Below are 11788 nucleotides of genomic sequence, written 5' to 3'. Positions count from 1 at the left end.
GCCGCAAGGCGGGCTTCTTGATCGTGTTTTTGTGCCACGGAGACGCCACCCATGTCTGTAAAATCCACTCCTCGCCCGGCAGGCCAAAAGCCCCCGTTCTGGCGAGACAGGGCCAAGCGAGCGCTTATCTTTCAGCTGTTGCTGATTACCGCCGTTGCTGCCTTTCTTCTCTATATTGTCGGTAATACTCAGGACAACTTATCCGAACGTGGCATCACCACCGGGTTTGGTTTCCTGAGTAATACTGCCGGCTTTGGCATAGTTCAAAGCCTGATCGATTACTCGTCGCAAAGCACTTACGGACGCACCTTTGTTGTTGGCCTGCTCAATACCCTGCTGGTCGGCGGCCTGGGCGTGTTGGCAGCGACGATTATTGGTTTTACCGTTGGCATCGCTCGGCTGTCACCTAATTGGCTGATTGCGCGTCTTGCCAATGTCTATATCGAAACCTTCCGTAATATCCCTTTGTTACTACAGATTTTTTTCTGGTACTTCGCCGTCTTACGCACCCTGCCTAGCGCTCGGGAAAGCATGGCCTTTGGAGAAGCCATTTTTCTAAATGTGCGCGGGCTGTACCTGCCTCAGCCGCTGTTCGAATCCGGCTTTGGGTTGATTCCCGCCACCTTCCTGGTGGCCATTGCCGCCAGTATTGCGCTGATGATCTGGAACAAACGCCGTCATGAAGCGACCGGTAAACGCATCCCCGCTGGCTGGTTATCATTGGTGCTGATCTTTGGTCTGCCGCTTGTGGTGCTGATCGCTACCGGTGTGCCGGTAACCTGGGAAATGCCTGAACTGCGCGGCTTCAACTTCCGCGGCGGCATTACCGTGATCCCTGAATTTCTCGCCCTGTGGCTGGCCCTCTCAATCTACACGGCGTCGTTTATCGCCGAAATTGTCCGCTCAGGTATCCAGGCGATTTCCCACGGCCAGACGGAAGCGGCCCAGGCATTGAGCCTGCCGCGCAATCTGATTCTTAAGCTGATTGTCATTCCTCAGGCCATGCGGGTGATTATTCCGCCGTTGACCAGTCAGTATCTCAACCTGATCAAGAACTCATCGCTGGCCACGGCGATTGGCTATCCCGATCTGGTCTCGGTGTTTGCTGGCACAACGCTCAACCAGACGGGGCAAGCGATAGAGGTAATTGCCATGACCATGGCGGTATATCTCACTATCAGCCTGTTGGTGTCGATGTTCATGAACTGGTTCAACGCCCGCGTGGCACTGGTTGAACGCTAGGCCTGATGAGGATAACAAGATGATTCATAATCGTGACATGATCCCTGAAAGGCCAGCCCCCAAGAGTGTGATTGGCCCGTTGGCCTGGCTACGCGCCAACCTGTTCAACGGCCCGATCAATTCGCTGTTTACCTTGATCGGGCTTTATCTGGTTTACCTGTTATTTGTGCCCGCCATACAGTGGGCTTTTATCAACGCTGACTGGATCGGCACCAGCCGCGACGATTGCTCCCGCGAAGGCGCCTGCTGGGTGTTTGTGAACGCCCGTTTCAGTCAGTTTATCTACGGGCTCTACCCCAGTGAGGAAACCTGGCGGCCCAATATTATATTTGCCGGCTTCTTTACGCTGATTGCCTGGCTAGCGATTCCCCGCTTGCCCTTAAAACGTTGGGTTGCCGCCTTTGCCCTGCTGGCATTTCCCGTTATCGCGTTCGTATTGCTGCATGGTGGCTATTTCAACCTGACCGTTGTACCCACCAGCCAGTGGGGCGGCCTGATGCTGACCCTGCTGCTGGCCACGGTCGGTATGATAGCGGCATTGCCAATTGGCATCATGCTGGCGCTTGGGCGGCGCTCGGAAATGCCGATTGTAAAAAGCTTTTGCGTGGTATTTATCGAGTTCTGGCGCGGCGTGCCTCTGATTACCATTCTGTTCATGGCCTCGGTCATGCTGCCGTTGTTTTTGCCCGGGGATATAAACATTGATCGCCTGGTACGGGCGCTGATCGGCATTACCCTGTTCCAGAGTGCCTATATGGCGGAGGTTATTCGCGGGGGGCTTCAGGCCATCCCCAAGGGCCAGGAAGAGGCTGCCGCCGCCTTGGGGATGACCTACTGGAAACGCATGGGCCTGATTGTACTGCCCCAGGCGCTGAAGATGATGATTCCCGGTATCGTCAATACCTTTATCTCGCTGTTCAAGGACACCACCCTGGTGATGATCATCGGGCTGTTTGATCTACTGGGTATCGTCCAGGCAGCCCTGTCGGATTCACGCTGGCTGGGCTTCTCGCTGGAAGGCTATGTGTTTGCCGCCTTCATGTTCTGGATTTTCTGTTTCAGCATGTCGCGCTACAGCCAATACCTTGAGCGCAAACTGCATACCGGCCACCGGAACTAGCAGCCGTTACTGAACAACGATCTATTAAAGACTGGCTTATTTAATAACAGTTTATAAAACAGGGTGAATATCGCTATGGCACAAACAGCGATCGACAACGCAGACCTGATGGTCGAAATGCATAACGTCAACAAGTGGTATGGCGATTTCCATGTTCTGCGCGATATCAATCTGCAGGTAAGACGCGGTGAGCGCATCGTGATCTGTGGGCCATCCGGCTCCGGCAAATCCACCATGATCCGCTGTATCAATCACCTTGAAGAGCACCAGCAAGGGGATATCACGGTAGGCGGCGTGCCCTTGACTCAGGACGTGAAGCGCATTGAGCAGATACGCCGCAGCGTGGGCATGGTGTTTCAGCACTTTAACCTGTTCCCGCATCTGAGCGTGCTGGAGAACTGCTGTATTGCGCCCATGTGGGTGCAAAAGAAACCGCGCAAGGAAGCCGAAGAACTGGCCATGCAATACCTGGAACGGGTACGTATTGCTGAGCAAGCGCTCAAGTACCCGGGTCAGCTGTCTGGCGGCCAGCAGCAGCGCGTGGCGATTGCCCGCTCGCTGTGCATGCATCCGGAGGTCATGCTGTTTGACGAACCAACGTCAGCCCTGGACCCAGAGATGATCAAGGAAGTGTTGGATGTCATGGTTGAGCTGGCTGAAGAAGGCATGACCATGCTGTGTGTCACCCACGAAATGGGCTTTGCCAAAACCGTGGCCGACAGGGTGATTTTTATGGATCAGGGCCAGATCATCGAGGAAAACGCGCCAGAACCTTTCTTCAACGACCCGCAATCCGAGCGTACCCAGCTGTTTCTCAGTCAGATTCTGGGGCACTAGGGCCATGGCGTTATGCTGGCCGGTGCCAGGGCTGTCTGATCGCGGTGCTGGGTCAGCGGCTTCTTGGACAATGCCGTCAGCAGGATTTGCAGCGGGTCGCCATGGCTGACCAGCAGGATGGTTTCATCCTGCGCGCGCGCTTCCCAACCATCAATCACCGTGCACATCCGCGCAGCCACCTGGCTGACGGCTTCTACGCCCTGCCAGCGGTGCTCAGCAGATACGGCATCCTGCGCCCACACCTTGGCGTAGCAAGTATCTGGCTGGGTATCAAAAGCGCCGAAAAATCGCTCGCGCAGACCCTGCTCGGCTATCAGCGGCAGGCCAAAGTGTGTGGCCACACGCGCCGCCGTCTGGGTAGTACGTAAAAAGTCCGAATGCACGATGCGTGTGGGCACTGGCCACGCCCACCCACTCACTACCTCAGCCAGCTGCTGCTCGCCGTTGGGTGATAAGCCATAGCCGTTAAGCCCCTGCTCAGGTGAGCTGATGATAATGCCGGCCTGATTGGCCTGGCTATGGCCGTGGCGCATCAGCAGGTAGCGGTTACGCCAATGACTGGCCGTAATGAAAGTATTTGGCATAGGTTCAGTAAAATTCATCTGTCATCCATAAATTCGTATTGTGCCCAGCACTCGCGCCTCTGCAACTGTAGTTTTTCATATGAGTTTGACCAAACGGCGAACACTTGCCATGGTGAAAGAGCAACTAATGGCAAGGAGGACGTACAACGATGACCACCTATATCGTGGTAGCTGACGCCGCCCGTGCACGTATCTTTACCCGTGATGCGTTGGATCTCACTGAGCACGACAGCCTGGCACATGCAGAGGGCAGGCTGCATGAAGGGGATCTGATCACCGACCGCCGTGGTGCTGATGTCCATGAATCAGCATCAACGTCAGCACGCTCATCTGGTGAAGAAGGGGCAGCCTCGCAGCATGAAAACGAACTATTTGCCAAGGAAGTCGCTCAGCGTCTGTATAGCGCCCGCGTCGATAATAGTATGGAAAAGCTCATCATGGTTGCGCCACCTAAATTTCTTGGTTTGCTGCGTGAAAAGTTAGATAACACGACTCAAAAGCTGGTCATTCATACGCTTTCAAAAGACCTTAGCAAGGCGTCGCTGGCCGATATCCAAAACGCCGTCAGCGATTTACGTTAACACTTTCATCAATGTCGTTTTCATAGAACCGGCGGTAACTCAATCTCATCGCTGCGCTGAGCATCAGCGGTCATTTCCCGGCAAACGCGTAGAAATTCGCGCACGCCGGGAGTCAGGTACTTGTGCCGGTGCCAGATAAAGGTGAACTGGCGCTTAAGATCAAGTTCAGGGGTCGGCAGTGGCACCAGGCTGCCGCGACGAAACGCATCGCGTAGCGCCAGCCGGGAAACGCAGCCAATGCCCAACCCCGACTCCACCGCCCGCTTGATACCTTCCGTATGCTCAAGCTCCAACAAAGTGTTAAAACGGCTGCGGCGATGGCGGGCGGCCTGCTCAAGCGTCAGCCGCGTGCCTGAGCCTTCTTCACGCATGATCCAGTCCTCGCGCAGCAGTTCTTCTAGCTCCAGCCGCTCACGCCCTGCCAGAGGGTGACGCGGTGAGCAGAATACGCACAGCTCATCATCCACCCAGGGCTGGCTGATAATGCTTTCATCATCGCAATGCCCCTCAATCAGGCCGATATCGAGAGTGTGCTGACGCACGCCTTCAACAATGTGTCGGGTATTGCGCACCGCCAGGCGTGCCCGGCTACCGGGGAAACGCTGCATGAAATCACTGATCAGCAGCGTTGCTAGGTAATTGCCGATCGTCAGCGTGGCACCCACATGCAGGGTGCCGACGCCCTTCTGGCCGCGCAGCAAGCCTTCAATTTCTTCACCGCGATCAAGCAGCGCCACCGCCTTGGGCAATAGCTGAAACCCTAATGCATTGAGTTTCAGGCGCTTGCCCTGTCGATCCAGTAGCTGGCAGTCAAACTGGCGCTCCAACTCGGCCAGCGCGGTGCTGGTCGCCGATTGCGACATAGCCAGCGTCCGGGCAGCATACGAGACGCTCTCGTGCTGGGCTACGGCGACAAAGACCTCTAACTGGCGCAAGGTGAAATGCATAAACATTGACCTATATCTATATGCTGGATAAGCGTTATCAATATTATTGACTTAACAGATATATGGCATTTTTTTAGACTAAGATGCAACAGTAAACTGATCTTTTATTCACTTTATGAATAAAAACGCTTTTTTTTAACGCCTTATCGGAGACACCATGAGCAAGTTTGCCCACGAAGAAGTTCTCAGCGTTCACCACTGGAACGACACCTTATTCAGCTTTCGCACCACAAGAGAGCGCAGCCTGCGCTTCAAAAACGGCCAGTTTGTGATGATTGGCCTGGAAGTGGACGGCAAACCTCTGATGCGTGCTTACTCGATTGCCAGCCCCAACTATGAGGATCACTTGGAGTTTTTCAGCATTAAGGTGCCGGATGGCCCGCTGACCTCGCGTCTGCAGCATCTGGAAGTTGGTGACAAGATCATGGTTAGCCGTAAGCCCACCGGCACCCTGGTCACTGATGATTTGCTACCTGGACGCAACCTTTACCTGCTTTCAACCGGAACGGGCCTTGCGCCCTTTATGAGCCTGATTCTTGACCCGGAAGTCTATGAGCGTTTTGAAAAGGTCGTACTGGTACACGGCGTGCGCGAGACGTCTGAGCTGGCCTACGCTGACTTTATCACCCAGGACATGCCCGCCCACGAATATCTGGGCGAAGAAATTGCTGAAAAACTGGTGTATTACCCAACAGTTACCCGTGAAGAGTTCCACACCATGGGGCGCCTGACCGATCATATCCGCACTGGAAAATTGTTCGACGACACTGGCTTGCCGGCGATTGACCCGCGCCAGGACCGCGCCATGATCTGCGGCAGCCCCGCCATGCTGGATGACACCAGCGCTCTGCTGGATGAGCTGGGCCTGAATATCTCACCGCGTATGGGTGAGCCGGGCGACTATGTAATTGAACGGGCGTTTGTTGAGAAGTGAGTCGTGAGTAGAAAATTCTGGTCGCTATAATCACTGCATCACTAATACAAAGCCCCTGCTGGAGATAATCCACAGGGGCTTTTTGCTGGTTACTGGCCACAGTTCAACAACTTACTGCTTTTTACTTACCATTCACCATTCACCATTCACAGTTAACAAACCTAAACCGCGTCTTTGCCGGTTTCGCCGGTGCGAATGCGGATCACCTGCTCAAGCGGCATGACAAAAATCTTGCCATCGCCAATCTTGCCGGTATTGGCCACCTGGGTAATGGCATCAATCACCTGCTCGGCCATATCGTCATCCACGGCCACCTCAAGTTTTACCTTGGGTAGAAAATCCACCACATACTCGGCACCCCGGTACAGCTCGGTGTGCCCCTTCTGGCGGCCAAAACCTTTCACTTCTGTCACGGTAATGCCTTGCACACCGATATCGGAGAGCGATTCGCGCACGTCATCAAGCTTGAACGGCTTGATAATGGCAGAAATCAGTTTCATGGCGTCGTCCTCTGAATAAAATAGGGTTTGAAAACGTTTAGCGCCGTCTGCTCATGGTGTGTGCGTACGCCATGGTCAGCAGAGACGATCTCAATCGATGCCCTTTAGCATACACCGCCACCCCCGATAATGAAAAGCTGATTGGAACCAGATGCGTTTATTGGAACAAAAAAGCCTCCCGTAATGGGAGGCCAAGAGGAGTACGTCACTTTTTACATGGCATCGCTTATTTGTTGGAAGCACTGAACTCCGGATAGGCTTCCATACCACATTCAGCAATATCGACGCCTTCGTATTCTTCCTCTTCGGTGACACGAATACCCATCACCGCCTTGAGAATCAGCCAGACAATCAGGCTGGCAATGAAGACCCAGGCAAAGATACCGGCCATACCGATGATCTGCGCACCGAAGGTGGCATCGGCATTGGTCAGTGGCACTGCCAAGCAGCCCCAGATACCGACCACACCGTGTACTGAGATCGCACCAACGGGATCATCCAGCTTCAGCTTGTCGAGCATCACGATAGAGACGACTACCAGCAGGCCACCGACAACACCGATCAGCATGGCGCCCAGCGCAGTAGGGGCAGAAGGCCCTGCGGTAATCGCTACCAGACCCGCCAGGCCACCGTTAAGTGCCATGGTCAAATCCGCCTTGCGGAACCACAGCTTGGCCAGGATCAGGGCTGCAATCACACCACCAGCCGCCGCTGCATTGGTATTCACCATGACCTGTGCGACCGCATTGGCAGAGCCGACGTCTGACATTTTCAATTCAGAACCGCCGTTGAAACCAAACCAGCCCATCCACAGGATAAAGGTACCCAGCGTGGCCAGCGGCAGGTTGGCGCCTGGAATCGCACGGATGGAGCCATCCTTGCCGTACTTACCCTTACGTGGGCCAAGTACCAGAACACCCGCCAGTGCCGCTGCTGCACCAGCCATGTGAACAATGCCGGAACCCGCGTAATCAGAGAAGCCGATAGCGCTGATCCAGCCACCGCCCCAGGTCCAGTAACCGGAAACCGGGTAGATCACTGCAGTCATCACAACGGCAAAGGCCAGGAAAGCCCACAGTTTCATACGCTCTGCCACGGCGCCCGAAACAATCGACATGGCCGTCGCCACAAAGACCACCTGGAAGAAGAAGTCGGAGCGCATGGAATAATAGGGTGCATCATCGCCGCCAGCCGTCACGGCCGCTGCGCTGTTTTCATCACCAATCAGGAAACCCAGATTAGGGATGAAACCGCCTTCGGCACTTGAATACATCAGGTAGTAGCCCACCAGCAGGTACATGGTGCAGGCAATCGCAAACAGGGCAATGTTTTTGGTCAGGATTTCAGCGGTGTTCTTGGAACGGACAAGACCGGCTTCCAGCATTGAGAACCCGGCGGCCATCCACATGACCAGGATACCGCATATCAGAAAGTAGAAAGTATCGAGCGCGTAACTCAGCTCTGCGAACTCGTTCATCGGACAGTCTCCATCAGGCTAGAATCAAGGGGTGAAAGCGGGGTTATACTGCGTCGCCACCACGCTCACCGGTACGGATACGGATTACATCGTCCAGCGGTGTTACGAACACCTTGCCGTCACCGATCTTGCCGCTGTTCGCGGCACTGCAAATGGCGTCCAGCACACTTTCCAGACGCGAATCATCGACGGCGACTTCCACTTTTACCTTGGGTAGAAAATCGACGACATACTCAGCGCCACGGTAAAGCTCTGTATGTCCCTTCTGACGGCCAAAGCCTTTGACTTCAGTCACGGTAATGCCTTGAACACCGTTATCAGCCAACGCTTCACGCACGTCGTCGAGCTTGAACGGTTTGATGATGGCGGTGATGAGCTTCATCCCGGATCTCCCTTGCGTCGTTAACAGAGGTTGGCGCAAGCAGCAGCCGCTGCCCGAACCAGGTGCTTGCCCTCTACAATGCGTATAACGTGCCAACTTGATATTTTTATTTTTAAATACAGAAAGTTATTACGGTGATTCAAATTTTCATGTGCTATCAGGGCGCACTCTGCCAGCCGTCAATACTGAACATGCACCAAAAAAGAGCGCCCAATTTACGGCACTGCATCATTTCAATTCATACAGCGGGCCAGGATTTTTTTAATCAAAAGGGCTATGACACATGCGCGTTGGCGCTGTGTTGCGTATCCTTGGGATAGTCCACTCGAAAGGAGAAAAATCATGATGCCCCATGACCGTATCGGCCAACTGGCACAACAGATCGGCGAGCGCCTGCAGAATGCCTCGCAAGCCCCGGAAGATATTCAGAAAGGTGTCCAGCAGGTGGTACGCGGCGCCTTTGACCGCCTGGAGCTGGTGTCACGGGAAGATTTCGATATCCTGATGGATGTGCTGCAACGCACCCGTGCCCGCGTCGAAGCCCTGGAAAGCCAGGTCGCCGCGCTTGAAGCCGCACTGGATAATGATGAGCAAGCCACATCGTCGGAAGATACAACGGCTTCATCAGCCTCGGTTGAAACTGATGAAGCGCTTTCCGATGCAGCACCTGAAACCAACGCTCGTCGTGAAGGTGATGATCAGTGATATAGGCTGCATGAACTAACATAGAGCGAGGGAACGCCATGACACTAGCGATTGTCGCCACTCGGGCCGGGCTGGGGCTGGAAGCCCCACCGGTGCACGTTGAGGTTCATCTTGCCAATGGCCTGCCGGGGCTGACATTGGTGGGATTGCCGGAAGCCGCCGTCAAGGAAAGCCGCGAACGGGTACGTAGTGCCCTGGTCAACGCAGGCTTTGATTTTCCCAACACCCGGCGGATCACCCTGAACCTCGCGCCCGCCGACCTGCCCAAGGAAGGTGGCCGCTTTGACCTGCCTATTGCTCTGGGCATTCTCGCGGCCTCCGGCCAGATTCCGGTTGAAGCGCTGGAAGGCATGGAATGCACCGGGGAGCTGGCGCTGGATGGCAAACTGCGCGCCGTACCCGGCGTACTGCCTTTGCCCTGGCCACCAAGGCTGCTGGCAACATTCTGATTGTGCCGCGCACCTGCGCCGATGAAGCGGCCCTGGCCGGCGAATCGCTCAAGGTACTGCCCGCCGACTCACTCTGGGAAGTGGTCGCTCACTTACTCGGCCAAACCCCCATCCAGCCACACCGCCTGGCAAAGCCGCCCATGGCCAAGGCGCCCATCGCCGATCTGGCGGATGTACGTGGCCAGCAGCAGGCCCGTCGCGCCCTGGAAGTCGCTGCTGCTGGGGGCCACAACCTATTGCTATCATGGTTTTGGAGACCTATTAATAAAACATATTTATATCATAGAGTTAATTAAAGCTCTCCTAGCCAAACAGCATTACTAAGATGCCGTAGACACCGACAAGGCTCATACCAATAGTTCCAAAAATGTTCACTAATGGAATGCCAGTCATTACAACTGCTGCGATGCCCGCTTTCCACCACTCCCAATCAAACATGAACATGAAGCCATAAATTGATAATGGTAGTTGAAAGATCAGCAGTGCCATAAACACACCACCAGCCATTGAATCCAAGATGTTCTTGATTGAGCTATTATTTAAAGACATTTATCTTCTTCCACTTATGTAGATGAACGTTATGGCGCGATGCTTTGTACAATAAACAAGGGGCTGTGTCGACCTAGCTTCCTCACTCAAGGTGGCTCACAAGGTGTACCTTGCGAGCCATGCAACTAGCTGGCGCTCAGAGTGGATCATTACTGTTGGCTTATTTTGAGCCACTCCTTATATTATGAGCCATGTCTATCGAGCCACCTAGGAGAAAGAAATCATGGCTAGCATTGCTTATGTCAGGGTTAGCACAGAAGAACAATCAACTGGAACCCAGCGTGTCTGTATCGAGGAACGTCATAAGGTAGACCGTTGGTTCTGCGATGAAGCCACCTCAGGGGCCATCAAGGCCAAGGATAGAAAGGGACTTAGTGAGCTACTGGGCTATGTCAGAGAGGGAGATACCGTCATCGTGTACGCCATCGACCGACTAGGCCGTAACACCATTGACGTTCTGGAGACCGTCGAGGCTCTTGGTTCTAAGGGAGTGGCTGTCCTGTCTCTCCGTGAAGGCTTCGACATGAGTACACCAATGGGCAAGGCTATGCTAACTATGCTGTCTGCTATGGCAGAGCTAGAGCGTTCCAACATCAAGGAGCGTCAGATGCAGGGCATCAAGAGAGCCAAGGCGGAGGGGAAGGCTCTCGGTAGAGAGAAGATCATCAATGACAGCGAGGTAGCTCTGTGGCGTCAGGAGAACAGCGCCAGCATCAAGGCGACAGCTATGCACTTCGGTATCTCTTCGGCATCGGTCAAGCGAGCCTGTCAGGCAATCAAGCAGGCCAGCTAGGGGGTATACAAGGGCTTGCAGCACTAGGGCAAGGGATAGCCCTAGTTCCTCTCAAACAGCCCTGTGCTGGAGATCTAGGCGATGCAGGTTTACGCCAAGGGAACCCCAGACTCTTTAGCACCTTTTTACCTTTTCTTTATTAGAAAAGGCAATTCCCAGGTTCCTAGTGCATAACTGACACTAAAAGAGAGGAAGCCCAGGAAGTCCAGAAAACCCAAGGCTGCCCAGTGAATGCGAAGCATCCATTTCGATAAAATCGAAAAGGTAAAAGGTGCTAAAGCTACTAGGATGCCCAGGATGCCCAGGATGCCCAGGGGTCTTTTAGCAAGAACCGTGCCAACAATAGGCATTACTTAAAGCATTGATTAGAATATACCAGAAGTATCTGCCCTACTTTCGCAGCCAAGCCTATAGGCCCTGCATCTGTAGGGCTATTTTTCGCCTAGATGAGAATAACTCCCATCATGCTGAAATGTCCTGTACATGCTGTATGCGTCCGTCTAAGGCGTTCTGAGCGTCAGCAGTACGGTACGTCAGGTAAAGTCAAAATCGCTCAGCAGTGAGCCTGTACGGCCTTCTATAGCCCTGCCTGGGATCAGGTGCCCTGTCTGGTGCCCCAGGAAGGCGGCTCCCCTTGAAAAGTACAGGACTCGCAGGGGCATAGCCCTGTGGATTTCACGTACAGGCG

Annotated in this window: 13 protein-coding genes and 1 pseudogene; 8 read left to right on the top strand and 6 right to left on the bottom strand. The window is 54.1% G+C overall.

From position 1 onward, the window contains the following. Positions 1 to 51 precede the first annotated feature (51 nt). The 3 genes from HLB35_RS14135 to HLB35_RS14125 all read left to right on the top strand — a co-directional run bounded on the left by HLB35_RS14135 (position 52) and on the right by HLB35_RS14125 (position 3199). Positions 52 to 1242, top strand: a complete 1191-nt coding sequence (locus tag HLB35_RS14135) for an amino acid ABC transporter permease (protein ID WP_171703065.1) — start codon at positions 52 to 54, stop codon at positions 1240 to 1242. Between the two features lie 19 nt (positions 1243 to 1261). After that, positions 1262 to 2362, top strand: a complete 1101-nt coding sequence (locus HLB35_RS14130) for an amino acid ABC transporter permease (RefSeq protein ID WP_171703064.1) — start codon at positions 1262 to 1264, stop codon at positions 2360 to 2362. Between the two features lie 108 nt (positions 2363 to 2470). Next, positions 2471 to 3199 (top strand): amino acid ABC transporter ATP-binding protein, encoded by a 729-nt coding sequence (locus HLB35_RS14125; RefSeq protein ID WP_171703094.1) that lies wholly within the window; start codon positions 2471 to 2473, stop codon positions 3197 to 3199. On the opposite strand, the gene HLB35_RS14120 is transcribed toward HLB35_RS14125, so the two are convergent. Then, positions 3196 to 3801 (bottom strand): histidine phosphatase family protein, encoded by a 606-nt coding sequence (locus HLB35_RS14120; RefSeq protein WP_328732081.1) that lies wholly within the window; start codon positions 3799 to 3801, stop codon positions 3196 to 3198. The two genes, HLB35_RS14125 and HLB35_RS14120, sit on opposite strands and share 4 nt — an antisense overlap. Before the next feature lie 131 nt (positions 3802 to 3932). Between HLB35_RS14120 and HLB35_RS14115 the strand changes: the two genes are divergently transcribed. Further along, the gene (locus tag HLB35_RS14115) at positions 3933 to 4364 is read left to right on the top strand and encodes a host attachment protein (protein ID WP_171703063.1); all 432 of its coding nucleotides are present in this window, start codon (positions 3933 to 3935) and stop codon (positions 4362 to 4364) included. A 20-nt stretch (positions 4365 to 4384) separates the two neighbouring features. Here HLB35_RS14115 and HLB35_RS14110 read toward each other — a convergent pair whose 3' ends face one another. Continuing rightward, a complete protein-coding gene (locus HLB35_RS14110; protein ID WP_171703092.1) occupies positions 4385 to 5311 on the bottom strand; it encodes a LysR family transcriptional regulator in 927 nt (308 codons plus the stop codon). A gap of 157 nt (positions 5312 to 5468) precedes the next feature. On the opposite strand from HLB35_RS14110, the gene HLB35_RS14105 reads away from it, so the two are divergent. Further along, the gene (locus tag HLB35_RS14105; protein ID WP_171703062.1) at positions 5469 to 6245 is read left to right on the top strand and encodes a ferredoxin--NADP reductase; all 777 of its coding nucleotides are present in this window, start codon (positions 5469 to 5471) and stop codon (positions 6243 to 6245) included. Between the two features lie 161 nt (positions 6246 to 6406). Here the strand turns inward: HLB35_RS14105 and glnK are convergent, their stop codons facing one another. From glnK to HLB35_RS14090, 3 genes are all read right to left on the bottom strand, one after another. Next, positions 6407 to 6745, bottom strand: a complete 339-nt coding sequence (gene glnK, locus HLB35_RS14100) for a P-II family nitrogen regulator (protein ID WP_009098335.1) — start codon at positions 6743 to 6745, stop codon at positions 6407 to 6409. 226 nt (positions 6746 to 6971) lie between these two features. Next, entirely contained in the window at positions 6972 to 8222 is a 1251-nt protein-coding gene (locus HLB35_RS14095) for an ammonium transporter (RefSeq protein ID WP_171703061.1), read from the bottom strand. 43 nt (positions 8223 to 8265) lie between these two features. Next, on the bottom strand, positions 8266 to 8604 hold the full coding sequence (locus tag HLB35_RS14090; protein WP_171703060.1) for a P-II family nitrogen regulator: 339 nt from the start codon (positions 8602 to 8604) through the stop codon (positions 8266 to 8268). Between the two features lie 342 nt (positions 8605 to 8946). Here HLB35_RS14090 and HLB35_RS14085 point away from each other — a divergent pair, with 342 nt between their 5' ends. After that, positions 8947 to 9309 carry an accessory factor UbiK family protein gene (locus HLB35_RS14085; protein WP_171703059.1) on the top strand — a complete coding sequence of 121 codons (363 nt, stop codon included), beginning with the start codon at positions 8947 to 8949 and terminating at the stop codon, positions 9307 to 9309. Between the two features lie 38 nt (positions 9310 to 9347). After that, positions 9348 to 10003 (top strand): annotated as a pseudogene (locus HLB35_RS14080) (magnesium chelatase domain-containing protein); the annotation flags it as partial. Between the two features lie 58 nt (positions 10004 to 10061). Here the strand turns inward: HLB35_RS14080 and HLB35_RS14075 are convergent. Then, positions 10062 to 10307 carry a hypothetical protein gene (locus HLB35_RS14075; RefSeq protein ID WP_171703058.1) on the bottom strand — a complete coding sequence of 82 codons (246 nt, stop codon included), beginning with the start codon at positions 10305 to 10307 and terminating at the stop codon, positions 10062 to 10064. Between the two features lie 223 nt (positions 10308 to 10530). On the opposite strand from HLB35_RS14075, the gene HLB35_RS14070 reads away from it, so the two are divergent. Further along, entirely contained in the window at positions 10531 to 11100 is a 570-nt protein-coding gene (locus HLB35_RS14070; protein WP_171703057.1) for a recombinase family protein, read from the top strand. Positions 11101 to 11788: the final 688 nt, after the last annotated feature.

The sequence above is a fragment of the Vreelandella azerica genome, from assembly GCF_013112225.1.
Classification (GTDB): Bacteria; Pseudomonadota; Gammaproteobacteria; order Pseudomonadales; family Halomonadaceae; genus Vreelandella; species Vreelandella azerica.
The sequence above is the reverse complement of the archived record's forward strand: the minus strand, read 5'-3'. Positions and strand labels throughout refer to the sequence as shown.